Origin of the sequence: Pseudomonas sp. D1HM (genome assembly GCF_019266105.1) — a bacterium.
Lineage (GTDB): Bacteria > Pseudomonadota > Gammaproteobacteria > Pseudomonadales > Pseudomonadaceae > Aquipseudomonas > Aquipseudomonas taetrolens.
Window position 1 is genome coordinate 173,389 of sequence record NZ_LRMN01000025.1, and the last position, 15,442, is coordinate 188,830.

General features: G+C 60.9%; 12 protein-coding genes. 6 read left to right on the forward strand and 6 right to left on the reverse strand.

Features of this window, described 5'->3' with window-relative positions; translation table 11 throughout:
• Positions 1-4 precede the first annotated feature (4 nt).
• Entirely contained in the window at positions 5-901 is an 897-nt protein-coding gene (locus tag AWM69_RS21535; RefSeq protein WP_218728399.1) for a TauD/TfdA family dioxygenase, read from the reverse strand.
• 294 nt (positions 902-1,195) lie between these two features.
• On the opposite strand from AWM69_RS21535, the gene AWM69_RS21540 reads away from it, so the two are divergent.
• The gene (locus tag AWM69_RS21540; RefSeq protein ID WP_218728400.1) at positions 1,196-2,653 is read left to right on the forward strand and encodes an FAD/NAD(P)-binding protein; all 1,458 of its coding nucleotides are present in this window, start codon (positions 1,196-1,198) and stop codon (positions 2,651-2,653) included.
• A gap of 140 nt (positions 2,654-2,793) precedes the next feature.
• On the opposite strand, the gene AWM69_RS21545 is transcribed toward AWM69_RS21540, so the two are convergent.
• Positions 2,794-4,032, reverse strand: a complete 1,239-nt coding sequence (locus tag AWM69_RS21545; protein ID WP_218728402.1) for an MFS transporter — start codon at positions 4,030-4,032, stop codon at positions 2,794-2,796.
• A gap of 575 nt (positions 4,033-4,607) precedes the next feature.
• Here AWM69_RS21545 and AWM69_RS21550 point away from each other — a divergent pair.
• From AWM69_RS21550 to AWM69_RS21560, 3 genes are all read left to right on the forward strand, one after another.
• A complete protein-coding gene (locus AWM69_RS21550; RefSeq protein WP_131654111.1) occupies positions 4,608-5,939 on the forward strand; it encodes an MFS transporter in 1,332 nt (443 codons plus the stop codon).
• Between the two features lie 111 nt (positions 5,940-6,050).
• Positions 6,051-7,277 (forward strand): OprD family porin, encoded by a 1,227-nt coding sequence (locus AWM69_RS21555; protein ID WP_131654110.1) that lies wholly within the window; start codon positions 6,051-6,053, stop codon positions 7,275-7,277.
• Positions 7,278-7,439: 162 nt separating this feature from the next.
• The gene (locus AWM69_RS21560; protein ID WP_131654109.1) at positions 7,440-8,153 is read left to right on the forward strand and encodes a GntR family transcriptional regulator; all 714 of its coding nucleotides are present in this window, start codon (positions 7,440-7,442) and stop codon (positions 8,151-8,153) included.
• Between the two features lie 7 nt (positions 8,154-8,160).
• Here AWM69_RS21560 and AWM69_RS21565 read toward each other — a convergent pair whose 3' ends face one another.
• Positions 8,161-9,111, reverse strand: a complete 951-nt coding sequence (locus AWM69_RS21565) for a PDR/VanB family oxidoreductase (protein ID WP_218728404.1) — start codon at positions 9,109-9,111, stop codon at positions 8,161-8,163.
• A 90-nt stretch (positions 9,112-9,201) separates the two neighbouring features.
• Positions 9,202-10,260, reverse strand: a complete 1,059-nt coding sequence (locus tag AWM69_RS21570; RefSeq protein ID WP_218728406.1) for an aromatic ring-hydroxylating dioxygenase subunit alpha — start codon at positions 10,258-10,260, stop codon at positions 9,202-9,204.
• A gap of 559 nt (positions 10,261-10,819) precedes the next feature.
• On the opposite strand from AWM69_RS21570, the gene AWM69_RS21575 reads away from it, so the two are divergent.
• Positions 10,820-12,004, forward strand: a complete 1,185-nt coding sequence (locus AWM69_RS21575; RefSeq protein ID WP_131654106.1) for a sugar transporter — start codon at positions 10,820-10,822, stop codon at positions 12,002-12,004.
• A 30-nt stretch (positions 12,005-12,034) separates the two neighbouring features.
• Here the strand turns inward: AWM69_RS21575 and AWM69_RS21580 are convergent, their stop codons facing one another.
• Positions 12,035-12,778: a response regulator transcription factor gene (locus AWM69_RS21580; RefSeq protein ID WP_131654105.1), complete on the reverse strand. Its 744-nt coding sequence runs from the start codon at positions 12,776-12,778 to the stop codon at positions 12,035-12,037.
• Between the two features lie 19 nt (positions 12,779-12,797).
• A complete protein-coding gene (locus AWM69_RS21585) occupies positions 12,798-14,033 on the reverse strand; it encodes a GAF domain-containing sensor histidine kinase (RefSeq protein WP_218728407.1) in 1,236 nt (411 codons plus the stop codon).
• A 384-nt stretch (positions 14,034-14,417) separates the two neighbouring features.
• Here AWM69_RS21585 and AWM69_RS21590 point away from each other — a divergent pair, with 384 nt between their 5' ends.
• Positions 14,418-15,440, forward strand: coding sequence for an ABC transporter substrate-binding protein (locus AWM69_RS21590; protein WP_131654103.1), 1,023 nt, complete (start codon positions 14,418-14,420; stop codon positions 15,438-15,440).
• Positions 15,441-15,442: the final 2 nt, after the last annotated feature.

The window sequence follows — 15,442 nt, forward strand, 5'->3', positions numbered from 1 at the left end:
CCGATCAGTAAGGGGCGTCGCCCTGAATGGTGGTGCGATAGAGCTTGCGCCGCAGATGACTCGGGCATCCTGCCGCGAGGTGGATCAGCGAGCGGTTGTCCCAGAACACGAGGTCGCCGGGCTGCCAGGCATGGCGATAGATATGTTCCGGCTGGACGCTGTGGGCATAGAGCTGCGCCAGCAATTGCCGGCTTTCATCCTCGGGCAGACCGACGATGCGGGTGGTGAAGCCTTCGCTGACGAACAGTGCTTTGCGGGCGTTTTCCGGGTGGGTGCGAACGATGGGGTGAACCACTTCCCTGACTTCGGCGAGTTGTTCCGGGGTCAAGGTCGGACGCCAGTTGCCTTCGAACCGGGTCTCGCTGTAACGCGCGGTGTAGGAGTGCGCGGCCGATCGGCCTGCAACCGCCGTGCGCAGTGCTTGCGGCAGGGTGTCCCAGGCTTTGTGCATGTCAGCGAACAAGGTGTCGCCACCCTCGGAAGGCAGCTCCTGGGCGTGCAGCATCGAGCCCAGACTCGGCAGCTCCTTGTACGAGAGATCGGAGTGCCAGAACTTGCCGGCATCGCCCAGGCCGATGGATTGGCCGTTCTCGATGATGTTGGAGACGATGAGGATTTCCGGGTGGCCGCTCAGCAAAAACTGTTTGAGCACGTGGATCTGCAACACGCCGAACCGGCGGCTGAAAGCGATCTGTTGTTGCGGGGTAATGTGTTGATCACGAAACACCACCACGTGATGCTCCAGGTGGGCCCGATGAAGGCGGGCGAAGTCCTGGTCGTTGATTGGCAACGCCAGATCAAGGCCGATGATTTCGGCACCCACCGCGCCATTGAACGGGCGGACTTCGAACGATTGGGGGGCGATGCTCGCGGCGATCGCAGAGGCAGACGGTGCAGACATAAATCACTCCCACGCAGAGCACGCTCAGTGGCGCGCATGTCGATCAGAAACTCACGGATAGCCCGTGCGGGTTCATTTCGTGCGGCGCGCCGATTGGTCGGCCTGTACGCAGGGGAATGAATATATAAGCATAAGAAATTTATTTTAAATACCGTTAAGGAATAACGATATGGTCGGGACGGGATGCTGGGACACGGTGCTGGACAGCGGAGGGGGACTCGTCGCAGGATCTGCGCTCCATTGAACCGGGCCTGGCTGAGCGGGCCCGTCCTATCGACGAGTGAGGGAGTCACCATGCGCGAGCCCTTGGCCGGACAGGCAAACCCTGGCATCCGCGAGGCCGATGTCCTGATTATTGGCGGTGGCCTGAGCGGCAATCTGCTGGCCATGCAACTGCTGCGCTTGGCGGATGCCCGGCGCATTGTGGTAGTGGAGCCCCGGGCCGAATTGGGGCGCGGAGAAGCCTACAGTGCGACTGAACTGGGCCACACCCTCAACGGTAACGCGGCGCGGATGAGCGTCGAACCGGACGATCCCGACGACCTGACCCGCTGGCTGGAGGCGCACATTGCCCACGGCGGATGGCCTGAATCCGCCGCACAGTCAGTGCCGGTTGCGCAGCTGTTCCCGCCGCGCGGGCTGTTCGGAACGTACGCCCGGCAACGCTTGTCCGAAGCGCTGGCGATCGGCTCGGCCCGTGGCTCAAGCCTGACGCATGTGCGCGATGAAGCGGTCGATGTGCAACCCCGTGCACACGGGTTCAGCGTGACCCTCAAGGGCGGTGAGCAATGGCAAGCCGGTGCGGTGGTGTTGGCAACGGGTATGTTCCCGGCCGCGCGCACGGCCCAGCGTCAATCCAGCGGACTCAATGCCACGGCCCTGGATCCGTGGGATGTCGAGGCCTTGCGGGCTCTGCCGGTCGACGCGCGGGTGTTGATCATCGGCTCCGGGCTGACGATGGTCGACGCGCTGGAAACCCTGAACCAGGCCGGTCATCGCGGACCGATCGAGGTGTACTCGCGGCACGGGTTGTTACCGCATGTGCGCCGTCAGCCACCCGCCTGGGAGGACTTTCTGGATCGGTCACCGCACCTGCGCAGCCCCTTGCAGCTGATGCGTGAACTGCGGCGCCAGTGCGGTCTGGCCGAGGCGGCCGGGGTTGACTGGCAGGCACCGCTGGACACGGTGCGGGTTCATATCGCTCGGCTCTGGAGCCAGGCCACCGACGTGCAGCGCCGCCAGTTCGTGCGGCATGTGCGACCGTGGTGGGAAAGCCATCACCACCGTTCGCCACCCCAGGGCCATGGCTTGCTGCAGCGGTTGTTGAGTGAAGGGCGTCTGAGTATCCGCGCCGCATCGTTGCAAGGGGTGGAACGTTCCGAAAGCGGGCTGCCCCGGATCCGCCTGCGCTATCGCGGGCAGGCACAGGTGAGCGTGGTTGAAGGCCATGGGTTGATCAACTCCACCGGTATCGAATACGACTGGCGCCGGGTGGATAAGGCCTTGCCCAGAAACCTGTTGCAGCGCGGGCTGATCCAGCCTGGCAACCTGGGCCTGGGAATCGCGGCCGATATCAATGGTGCGGTGTTGAATACCGAGTCTGTGCCGGCGCAACGGTTGTTTGCCATGGGCCCACCCTTGCGCGGCCAATGGTGGGAGAGCACTGCCGTCACCGACGTCGCCCTGCAGGCCAAGGCACTGGCCGCGCACCTGGACACGGGCGCTAGAAAAGCCGGTGCTGACCGGACCTGAGCGTGTTTCAACGGCGCAAGAACTGGCGCCGTTAAAACACCCATCACGAGCTGGCCTCTGGTGCATCGGCTACGTGATGACCCTGTGGACGCTGCCAGATAATGGGCGAGGGGGCCGATCCAGGCTGCCCGAACGAGGGGTCAACGCGCTGAGGCCAGCGGTTTGGACGGCGTGCCGGCGTCGCCCTGGCGCGCCCGCCGCCACAGCACACGGCCGAGGGTAATCAGCCAGTTGCACAGGGCGATGACCAGGATGACTGAAAGCAGGGCAGGGATGCCGTAGCTGACGATGATTTGCCCGGCGAACCACGGGAACCCGAACACGCCGATAAAGTACGCCAGGCTGAATAACACCAAGGCTTGCGCCGTGTACCCGGCCGGGGCTTCGTTGGCGGCCAGCCCGTTGATCACCGAGTAGGTGAGGCCATAACCGACACCCAAGGTCACCGCCGCCATCAAATAGGTTGCACTGGAGCTGACCGAGAACATCAGCATCAGCACCGAGGCCACGATCAGGGCGGTCAGGATACAGGCGGTCACATAGGGATCGCGCTTGACGATAAACCCGGCAACCAACAGTCGGCATGTGATCACGGCGCACATGAAACCGAGAAAGAACAACGAGTAATCCAGCTGCTTAAGCGTGGCGTAAGTCGTCTGGAAGCTCGACAGCCCGCCGAAAATTGCTCCGCCCAGGCCGACCATCATAATGGCGAACACCGCTTTGGAGCTCAGCACCAAACGGGTGGCCCGAAGGGTGATTCTGCACACGCTGACGGTGCCTTGCATGGCTTGCTGGTGTTGAACCCGGGGACCGATCAGGGCAAACAGCACACCGCCCACCAGGCTGGCGATCGCCGCTAGCACAAATGCCGATTCCAGCGGATAGCCCAAGGCTTCGGCGACACGCCCGAGCAAGGGGCCGGTCCCGATCCCGCTCATCATGCTGCCCGAGAGCAGGGCGAAGTATTTCACTCGCCTTGCGGGTTCGATGAGCATCGACACAACAATCGGCCCCAGGGTGTAGAACAGCCCCCAGCCAAAGCCCAGCAGCAGGCCGAAACCCAGCATCGCAGCCCCGAACGCCGGAACGGCTGCAAAGCCTGCGCACGCACCGGCCAATAGCAGTGCTGCCGCCGCAATGGTTTTGGTGGCACCGAATTTATCGGTCAGATGCCCGGAAAAAAGCACGGCCATAAAGGTGCTGAACATGGCGGCTGAAATCACGGTACCGGCGTCGGACTCGCTGCCGCCTTGGGTCTTGAGCATCACGGCCAGTAAAAACGTGCTGCCGTAAGAGACCGACAACAGGTAACTGCTCAGGCAAAAGACGCCAAACAAACCTTTTGTCGAGGGGGCGGCAGGCTGGGCGGGCGGCATGGAGTGATTCCTTGGACAGTGTGTTGGGGTAAATGGTCTGCCTCTTTGATAGCAGTTAAAAACAGCGTGGGAGGTTCAAACGTTTGAATCCTGACATCGCCGGTGTCTAAACAAACGCCGTGCCTGCGCCTCAACGGTCCAGCGAAAAGCCGCAAGGCCCGGGCGTATTTTCTGGGGGCAATGGATCCAATGAGCGGCACCCGATCAGGATTATGCCGGGATTTGGCATATTTCGACTGTAAGGGCAGCCATTACGCGGATTGTGATCGATAATCGCACAGTAATATCAGGCATGGGTTACTAAGATAAGTGATTGATATTAAAGATTATATCTTGAGTGAGTTAGCCGATCTGTGGCGCTGAGTCACTGGTTTCGCTCACCGATCATCTTGTCTATGGATCCATTAGCGGGTTGACTAGCTTCCGGTGATGGCCGGATCCCCTCCAGACCGTCGCCCATAAAAAATACAAAAAAAGGGCCTCGTCATGAATGACTTATCCAGGGCACAGAACTGCCTGAGTTCTGCTTGTTTTAGCTCCGTGTGCATCACCCTCTGCAAACCGCAGGTGCGACCATGACTGTCGATTTGAAAGCCACCGTGGATAACGGTCCGATGAGCGCTTTTCAATGGCTCGCGATCGGTATTTGTATTGTCTTGAACATGATTGACGGGTTCGACGTACTGGTGATGGCGTTCACCGCCGCTTCGGTGTCGGCCGAGTGGGGCCTGAAGGGTGCGCAAATCGGCATGCTGCTCAGTGCCGGATTGTTTGGTATGGCCGCCGGTTCGTTGTTTCTCGCCCCTTGGGCGGACCGCATCGGACGGCGCCCCTTGATCGTGTTGTGTTTGCTGATTTCCGGGAGCGGCATGTTGCTCTCGGCTTTGAGTCAGACGCCTGTGCAATTGGCGCTACTGCGCGGGCTCACCGGCCTGGGAATCGGCGGGATTCTGGCCAGCAGTAACGTGCTGGCCAGTGAATATGCCAGCAAACGCTGGCGTGGGCTGGCCGTGAGTTTGCAATCCACCGGTTATGCCCTCGGTGCCACGCTGGGTGGTTTGCTGGCGGTGTGGTTGCTGACGCATTGGGGCTGGCGGTCGGTCTTCCTGTTCGGCGGGCTTGTCACCCTGGCGGTCATTCCGCTGGTGCTGCTGTGGTTGCCCGAGTCGCTGGACTTTCTGCTGGCGCGCCGGCCTGCCTCGGCCCTGCAGCGCATCAATCGCCTGGCCCGACGTCTCGGCCAGCCGGGCTTGAACCAGTTACCGCCGCGGGCCGTCACTGGGGCCGGGACAGGCAAAGGCCTGACGCAATTGTTGGCGCCGGCGATGCGCCGTACCACGTTGTTGATCTGGCTGCTGTTCTTCCTGGTGATGTTCGGCTTCTACTTTGTGATGAGCTGGACGCCCAAGCTGTTGGTGTCTGCAGGTCTGTCGGCGCAACAAGGGATAACCGGCGGGGTGTTGCTCAGTGTGGGCGGGATCTTCGGGGCTGCCCTGGTGGGTGGTCTGTCTTCACGCTGGCCGCTGACGCGCGTGTTGTCCCTGTTCATGTTGATCACTGCCGGTTTGCTCGTGCTGTTTGTCGGTTCAGGGTCTTCGGTGATGGCCGCACTTGGGCTTGGTCTGCTGATCGGGCTGTTCTCCAATGGCTGCGTTGCCGGGCTCTATGCGTTGTCGCCGATGGTGTATGACGCGTCGGTGCGCGCGACCGGGGTGGGCTGGGGCATCGGGATTGGCCGGATTGGCGCAATCCTGTCGCCGGTGGTGGCCGGATTCCTGCTTGATGCCGGCTGGCAACCGCTGCACCTGTACGGGGTGTTTGCCATCGTGTTTGTGGTCGCGGCCGGCTGCCTGTTGCTGCTCAAGCCAGCCAGGCCGCAGACGCAACCGGCACTGGCGCAAGCCTGACGCCACGACTCAATCCATGCCCGGGTAGCCGGGCATATTCCACACGCATTTCCGGGCGGGCTTTATCAGTCGCGGGGAGCGGCTGCGCTCTAAAAATGGAGAACAATAATAATGAAACACACCATTGGCTTGCTGTCGTTAACGCTGTGCGCTCCGGTGCTGGCACAGGAGCAGGGATTTTTTGAAGGGGCAACCACGGATTTGCTGTTGCGCAATTATTACTTCAACCGAGATTTTCGTGATCCCGGTGCCAGTAAAAGCAAGGTTGATGAATGGGCGCAGGGCTTCATTCTCAAATTCAATTCGGGTTACACCCCGGGCCCGGTGGGCTTTGGCCTGGACGCAATTGCCATGCTCGGGGTCAAGCTGGACAGCAGTCGCTCGGCCAGTGGTTCGGAGCTGTTGCCGGTGCATGATGATGGGCGTGCGGCGGATAATTTCGGTCGTGCAGGCCTGGCGGCAAAAATGCGCTTTTCGGCCACCGAGTTGAAAGTCGGTGAGTTGATGCCTGATATACCGCTGCTGCGTTACGACGATGGCCGGCTGCTACCGCAAACCTTTCGCGGGGCGATGCTGGTGTCCAGCGAGATCGAAGGGCTAGCGGTGCAGGCGGGACAATACCGGGCTGTGAGCCTGCGCAACTCCTCGGACATGCAGGATCTGTCGGCCTGGGCTGCACCGGGTGTGACCTCTGACCGCTTCAGCTATGCCGGGGCCGACTACCGTTTCAACGAGCAGCGTACGCAGGTCGGGTTGTGGCACTCACAGCTGAAAGACATCTACCGGCAAAGCTACTTGAATGTGCTGCACAAGCAGCCGGTGGGCGATTGGGTGCTGGGTGCCAACCTGGGGTACTTCATCGACGCGGACGAGGGGGCTGCCCGTATCGGCCAGGTCAACAGTCGTACCGGGTATGCCTTGTTATCGGCGGCGACAGGTGGGCATACGCTGTACCTCGGTGTGCAGCGGGTCAGCGGTGACAGCGCCTGGATGTCGGTCTACGGCAGCAGCGGGCGGACATTGGGCAACGACATGTTCAACGGAAACTTCAGCCAAGCGGATGAGCGTTCCTGGCAAGTGCGCTATGACTACAACTTTGCCGCTCTGGGCGTACCGGGACTGCTGGCGATGGTCCGCTATGGTCGCGGCGACAACGCAACCACCTTGCAGGGCAGTAATGGCAAGGAGTGGGAGCGCGACACCGAGATCGGCTACACCTTTCAAAGCGGCACGTTCAGGCGGCTTAGCCTTCGTATCAATAACGCCACCAACCGCCGCAGTTTCAACAGCGACCTGGACCAGACCCGGGTAGTCGTCAGTTACCCGCTGTCAATGTAAGGGCCAATCGTCCCTCGGAGCCGAGCAGGTTCGCGATGATGCACGGCATGCCGCTGCTGTCGCGGGCCTTCTCGGCTTTTGTGCGGTTGGCCACAGATGCCGGGGGCGATTTTCGCGGTGCTTGCGTTACTATGACGGCTCACGTTTTTGGAAGTTGCCTGGATGAGCAAGCCCGGTCAAATGGTGCTGATCGCACTGCGCAAGATGATAGCCTCGGGCGAGCTGGCCGCAGGTGAACGCTTGATGGAAATCCCCACGGCGGAGTTGTTCGGTGTGTCGCGCATGCCGGTGCGCATGGCGTTTCGGACACTTGAGCAGGAAGGGTTGCTGGTGCGTTTCGGAGGGCGAGGGTTTCAGGTGCGCTCGGTCAGTGCCGATGATATTGCCGGGGCCGTGGAAGTGCGCGGTGTGCTCGAGGGGCTGGCGGCGCGCCAGACTGCCGAGCGCGGGCTCTCGGCAGAAGGGCGGGCGATCCTTGAGCGTTGCCTGTTGCAGGGTGACGAGCTGTTCGACAAGGGGTTTGTCACCGAAGAGGATCTGGAGATCTACCACGACCTCAATATGCGCTTTCATCAGGTGATTGTTGAAGGCAGCCACAACCCGGCGATTGCCGATGCCCTGGCGCGCAACGACCATTTGCCGTTCGCTTCGGTGACGGCGCTGGCGGTCGACCGCAAGGACATGGTGCGTGAGTATCGACGCTTCAACTACGCCCACATGCAGCATCATTCGGTGTTTGATGCCCTGGTCAATCGCCAGGGTGCCCGCGCCGAATCCATCATGCGCGAGCACGCCAACGCGACCTTGCGTTATGCCGAGATATTTGGCCTGGCCACGGCTCGCGAGCGGATGAAAGTCATTCAGCGGACCGAGTGAAAAGCCGCTAGATATCCAGTACCAGCAGCGGTGATTTCGACCGTGAGCAGCACGGTGTGAACTGGTCATTGCAGGCCTGTTCGTCCTCGGTCAGGAACAGGTCACGATGCTCCGGCACCCCCTCCAGCACTTTGGTCAGGCAGGTGCCGCAGATGCCTTGTTCGCATGACAGGGGGATATCGATGCCGTGGCTTTCGAGCACTTGAGCCACGGTCTTGTCCGCCGGCACCTCGAACAGCTGCCCGGTGCTGTTGACCTTCACCGAGAAGCAGCCCTCGTTAGCGGTTTGCATCGGCGCTGCCGCAAAGTATTCGCGGTGCAGCGTTTTTTCCTGCCAGCCTTGTGCGCGGGCATTGTCCAGAATGTGCTGCATGAAGCCGCCAGGGCCGCACACGTAGAGATGGGTGTCGGGGTGAGGGGCGGCCAGAGTTCGGGTCGCGTCCAGAGCGGTGTTCGGGTCTTCATCGAAATGCAGGAACACCCGGTCCGAGAACGACGCATTGTGCAGGCGCTCAATAAAGGCCGCTCGCTCGTTTGATCGGGCGCAGTAGTGCAGTTCAAAGTCTGCACCGCTATGGGCTAGACGTTCGGCCATGCACAGAATCGGAGTAATGCCGATGCCGCCGGCAAACAGCAGGCTGCGCCGGGCGGTATCGTCCAGAGGGAACAGGTTGCGCGGTTCGCTGATGCGCAACTGATCCCCGGTGTTGACCTGTTCGTGCAGGCTTTGCGAACCGCCGCGTGAGGCCGGATCCCTGAGCACGCCAATCACATAGCGATGGTGTTCATCGGGATGATTGCACAGGGAATACTGGCGGATCAGTCCGCCAGGCAGGTGCACATCAATATGCGCACCGGCGCTGAACGCGGGCAGGGCGTTGCCATCGACGCAGGCCAGCTCATAACTGCAGATGTCCTGGGCTTCGTGTTTGCGGGATACCACCACTACTTCAATCATGCCGGGTCCTCGGAGCGTTGCTCCCCATGGGGCGCTTCTGGTTATTGTTCGATAGGTTGCTGGCACGGTGCCGAAGCCGTGCCATCGAGGTTACTGAGCGGTGGCGATCAATTGAGGTTCGGGCGCGCGTTCGTTGGCGATGATGCGCTCCAGAACGCGTCGCGATTGCACGCCACCCGAGTCAATATTGAGTTTGAGCAGGGCGCGGTGCGGATGCTCCAGCAGGTTTTGCTGCTGACGCTCGAGCATTTCCAGGTCTTCGCTGAAAATCTTCCCCTGGCCCTCGCGGATCGTGGTGGTCAGTGCAGGGTCCTGAGGATTGAAGTTGCGGGCCATGCCCCAGAAGTACCAGATCGAGGTTTCGGTTTCGGGCGTGATGAAGTCGACCACGATGCTCGATGCCTTGAATTCGGGGTCGGCGTGGTAGCCGCCCTTGCCGGCATGGGCCACGCCGACTTCGATCAGCACGTGGCTGGGCGGCGTGAAGCGGCAAATCTGCCAGCGGTCTACCGGCACATCATCGGCCAGGTGGTTGCCGCGCAACGCCATGCGCCAAAACGGCGGAGGCATGATGTTTTCCATGTGCCGGGCAGTGACCACCTCATCACCCTGGACCGTGGTGGTTGGCGACACTTCGTCGATTTCTTTTTGGCCGATGCTGGAGGCGTGCACATAGGTCTCGTGGGTGAGGTCCATGAGGTTATCGATCATTAATCGATAATCGCAATTGATGTGGAACAGCCCACCGCCGTAGGCCCACTCATCACTCTCTGCCCATTCCAGGTGGTGGATCAGCGCAGGGTCCGCCTTGTCCTGGTCGCCCGGCCAGACCCAGATGAAACCGTGGCGCTCCACTGCGGCATAAGTCTTGTTGCACGGGAAGCCGCGTACCCGCTGGCCTGGCATTTCGACGGTCTTGCCGTCGCACCCCATGACCAGTCCGTGGTAACCGCACACCAGATTTCCGTTTTCGACATAACCGAGAGACAGAGGGGCGCCGCGGTGCGGGCAGAAATCCTCGACGGCCGATACCTTATTTTCCTGGCCGCGATAGAACACGATTTTCTCGCCGCAAATCTGACGTCCCAGCGGTTTTTCGGCAATTTCATCGGGGGTGCACGCGACGTACCAGGTGTTTTTCGGATACATGACCAATCTCCAAATTAGACGTTATTGCTTTTGTGGATCCATTAGGCGTGATCTGGATCCGGCAAGTCAATCTGGAAGGCGGTCTGTTAACCCGGTATTCAGCCTGTTCTGGCGATTACCGAACACTTAATTGAGGTCGGCTTTATATGTAGTGGATCCATTGAGTGTTTTTCGACCTCTGCAGGCATGCAAGGCGCTCCGTTCATTTTGCTCGGCGCTGCCACGGTCAGGGCTGTCGCCACTGTAAATCCGGGGGTTGATCTACAATTGTCGGGGCACGCCCATGCCGGGCAGATTCCCGACCCGTGCCTGCTCGCCCAGCGGGTCGCTCAAGGTGTTGTGTCGGGTGTGCATGAAGCGGCTCCGTGCGGCGAAATGTCTCGTTAGCCACTGTCGATGTTCATCAACAGTCGTTTGAGAAGCCTATAGAATGCCGCCCAATGGGGTTCAGAATCGAAAGGTTTCCAAGTGGCACGTGCTGTGTAAGCAGCATGTGGCGGCAAGGGCGCTCGAGTCATGGGCCTGTTTGATCATCGATAGCGAGTAGTCCGACCTTTAAATGAACACCCCCACTGCGACACCTAACGCAAATTGGCAACCGGTCATCGCCCTGGCGCTGGCAGCCTTTGTGTTCAATACCACTGAGTTCGTCCCTGTTGGCCTGTTGACGGCCATTGGCGCCAGCTTTGATCTGCCGACCTCGCGTGTCGGGCTGATGCTCACGCTTTATGCGTGGATCGTCTCGCTGGCCTCGCTGCCAATCATGCTGCTGACCCGTAACGTTGAGCGGCGCAAGTTGCTGCTGGTGCTGTTCGGCCTGTTTATCGTGAGCCATGCGTTGTCGAGCCTGGCAACCGGCTTTGGTTTATTGCTGCTGAGCAGGATCGGGGTAGCGTTATCCCATGCACTGTTCTGGTCCATTACGGCTTCGCTGGCGGTGCGTCTTGCACCGCCGGGCAAACAAGTGCAAGCGCTTGGCCTGCTGGCAACCGGCACCTCGCTGGCCATGGTGCTCGGTGTGCCGCTTGGACGTTTGCTGGGCGAGGCGATGGGTTGGCGCACGACCTTTCTGGCGATTGGCGGTCTGGCTGCGCTACTGGTGCTGTGGCTGGCTCGAACCTTGCCGTTGCTGCCAAGCCAGAACTCGGGCTCACTCAGAAGCCTGCCCATCCTGTTCAAGCGCCCGGCGCTGGTGCTGATTTATGTGCTGACGGCTGCAGTGGTGACCGCGCAATTTACCGCCTATAGCTACATTGAGCCTTTCGTCCAGGGTGTCGCCGGCATGAGTGGCAGCGCTGTGACACTGGTGCTGCTGTTGTTTGGCGGTGCCGGGATCTTTGGCTCGCTGTGCTTCGGCTGGTTTCACAAATACAGTCCGCAGCGCTTTTTGCTGGTGGCCGTGAGTCTGCTCACGCTGTGCCTGTTGCTGTTGTTGCCGGCCAGCGGTGCGATTGAGTCCCTGGGCGTGCTGAGTGTGATCTGGGGCATGGCGATCATGGGCTTCGGGCTGGCCTTGCAGTCCCGGGTACTGTCGTTGGCACCGGATGCGACCGATGTGGCAATGGCGATGTTTTCGGGCATCTACAACATTGGCATCGGTGGCGGGGCACTGCTGGGAAGTTGGGTCGGCGGCCATTTCGGGTTCGCCTGGATCGGTCTGGCGGGTGGCCTGCTGGCAGGCCTGGCGCTGGCGTTCTACGGCTGGTCGATGTACCTGCTTCGCCATACCGGGCAGAACACCTGACGCTCAAGTTTGGCGCCTGTTCGCGGGCGCTCAGTTTCGAAGCGGCGCGAAGCGTGGATCCCTGAGCCATTCCTGCAATTCGATTTCAGCCTGTTCCAGCGCGGTCCGGTTCAACAGTTTGCGCAATAGCGCGACATTCACCGCTCTGGCGCGCAGGTTAAAGGCCGGGACGCTGTCGCCGTCATCGCTGGGCTGGCGCACACCGAGCTTCTCGTACAGCTGCTGCAGACGGTTTTGTACACTGCGCAACGACAGGTTGCGTCGTCGGGCAATGACCCGGTCCGTCAGACCCAGGGCGATGTCCTGCAGCACTTCGTACTCGGTATCGGTCAGGCCCAGCAACTGGTTCTGGCTTTTTTGCTGTACGCCGCGAACCTCGCGATCAATCACGCATTGCTGCTCGATGAACAGGCTGCGCAATGCAAGGCGCAGCCGGTCTTCGGACGCGGTCTTGAGGATATAGCCGTAGGCCGCGCCCTCGGGAACAATGCGCGAGATCCCTCGAACATAGGCCTCGTCGGCGTAGTTGGACCAGAACATGATCGAGGTGTGCGGGCGTTCGCGCCAGATCGCCCGCGCGGCTTCGACCCCGGTACGCCGGGGCATCTGCAGGTCCATGACCACCGAGGTAATGGCAAATTCCTGTGCCAGGCGTTCGCCCGCCAGCCCGTCCTCGGCTTCATACAAGCGCTCGCATTCGGGCAGCGCACCGTCGATGACTTCCTTGAAAAAAGCCCTGTGCACCGGGTCGTCTTCGATTAACAGGATTTCCATAGTGTTCTCCCAGCGGGGTTCAGGCCTGTGCCGGCAACGGCAGGCTGACCTGCACGCAGGTCCCTTTGCCGTGCGGCCCCTTGTCGATATTGACGTGCGCGCTGAGCAGCTGCGCACGGACTTGCATGTTCTTGAGCCCGCCGGTTTCAAGGCGACTGGCGCTGTCCAGGCCCACGCCGTCGTCAATGATGGTCAGTTGCAAATGGCTGTCCGAGGCGGTGATCTCGACCGTGATGGCGAGCGGTGCGGCATGTTTGATGGCGTTGTTGACGGCTTCCTGAATGATCCGGAACAGGGCGATTTTTTGCGGTTCGGCCAGGGCGTTGGCCAGCCCGTCGGTGTTATCACGCAACTGGGTGCTGATTGCCAGCCCGCTGTTGCGAACGCTGCGCAGCAACAGGTCCTCAAGTCCTTCGACAAAACCGAACAGCTGCAAGATCGTCGGTTTCACCGCATCGATGATCAGCCGCAACTCCTGCATGCTTTCATGCAGGGCCTGGCCGATAGGCACCAGCTCGGTGGTCGGGACGGTATCGAGCAACTGCAGGCGGCCGAGGCGTCGGTGCAGGCGGGTCATGTCGGCCAGGGTCTGATCGTGCAGGTCCATGCCGATCCGCTGACGTTCGTTCTCCAGCTCTTCGGTGAGGCGCAGCACCCCCAGGCGCAGGCCTTCTTCGCGGGCCCGAATCTGTGCCTCGGCAATCGCCAGCTGCTTGGCCTGCTCGGTCTGGCGCAGGGCATACAGGTAGGACGCCAGCAGGTCAGCCACATGTTGGGTGTGGCGCACGTCGTCGAGGGTGTAGTAATTGGCAGCGTGGCTGGAACAACTGAGCGCACCGATCACTTCGCCCCGTGCCCGTAACGGCACATGCAGGCGACTGCGCAAGCGGGCGTCGAAAATCGGGTGGTTGAGCGCGCCAGGGAACTGAAAGCGCTCATCGTTCATGGCGTCATCGCTGAGCAGGTACGGCGCTTCGCCCAGCAGCACCGTGCGGATCGGGCTACGTGCGATGGCCAGCGGGTGAAGCGCAAAATCGCTCCAGGACGTGTGCAGGCCCGTCTCGTAAGCGGACAGGTGACTGTCGTCATCCAGCAGCAGGCTGACGTCGAGATGATCATGGGGCAGGATAAAACGGATTTCCTCGGACACCGCCTCGATCATCGACTGAAAGTCCAGGCGTCCGGCGAGCGCGCGGGAAATCCCGAGAAAATGGTGCAACACGTGTTCAGCGGCGATGGGGACTCTTTGCACCATGACTGGAGATCCGTAGTGAGGCACGAGGCCGGGAGTATGCCCCGCCCGGCTGCACAGCAGTCGTTGAACGTCGCGACGGGGGATCCTGTAGCCGCTGTCGAAGGCGGCGGCAAGGGCGGCAGGCCCTTCAACCAGACACCCCATCGCAGCCTGCAACAATGCCTGCAAAAATGCACGAACCGTCACCGTCGCCACTGAATGTCTGCAGATGTGCGCGTTTGTTTTGCGGGATCCCGCAGTTTATTTGCGCGTAAAGAGTATCAAGTGTGCAGTAACGCTCCAGACATGGGCCGGGTGCTCAGATCAGACTGGAGGCGTTCAGTTATCAGGTACGACCGAATCAATCGGCGACCGAATGCCCACAATAATAAAAAGGGTCTTGTCATGGAACGTTTCACGCTTCGTCGCGCCTTGTTGTCCACCGCCTTACTGCTGACGCCCTTCATGTCTGTTCAGGCCGATACGGCCGACAAAACCATCGCGCTGTCAAACAACTACGCCGGTAACTCGTGGCGTCAGAGCATGCTCAGCAGTTGGCAGCAAACCACCGACCAGGCAGTCAAGGACGGGGTGATTGCCTCAGCGGATTCCTTCACCACCGGGGAAAACCAGGCCACCGAGCAGGCCGCCCAAATCCAGAACCTGATCCTTCAGGGGTACAACGCCATCGTGATTGACGCGGCTTCGCCGACGGCCCTTAACGGTGCGGTGAAGCAGGCCTGTGATGCCGGGATTATCGTGGTGTCCTTTGACGGGGTGGTGACGGAGCCCTGTGCCTACCGGATTTCCATGGACTTCAAGCAAAGCGGCCTGGACGGCATGGCGTATCTGGCCAAGCGCTTCCCCGACGGGGCCAATGTGTTGCAGGTCCGGGGCCTGGCCGGGGTCTCGGTGGACGAGATGATCCATGCCGGGGTGATGGCTGGTGCCCGTCAGTATCCGCAGTTGAAAATCGTCGGCTCGGTCAATGGCAACTGGTCGCAGACCGCTGCGCAAAAAGCCGTGGCCGGGATCCTGCCGAGCCTGCCGAAAATTGATGCGGTGGTGACCCAGGGCGATGACGGGTATGGCGTGGCCCAGGCGTTCACGGCCGCTGGGCGGCCTCTGCCGGTGATCATCTTCGGCAACCGGGAGGAAGAGTTGTCGTGGTGGAAAAAACAGAAAGACAGCAACGGTTATGCGTCGTTCTCGATCTCCAGTGCGCCGAGTATTTCCAGCCTGGCCTTCTGGGTCGCCCAGCAGTTGCTGGACGGCAAGCAACTGCCCCATGACCTGTTGTCGCCCGCCATCAGTGTGACCCAGGACACCCTCGAAGCTTCGCTCGCCGGGGTGGAGAAGGGCGGCATTGTCAGCCATGTCTACAGCGTCAACGACGTGGCCGAGCTTAAAAGCCCTTCACCTCAATAAGC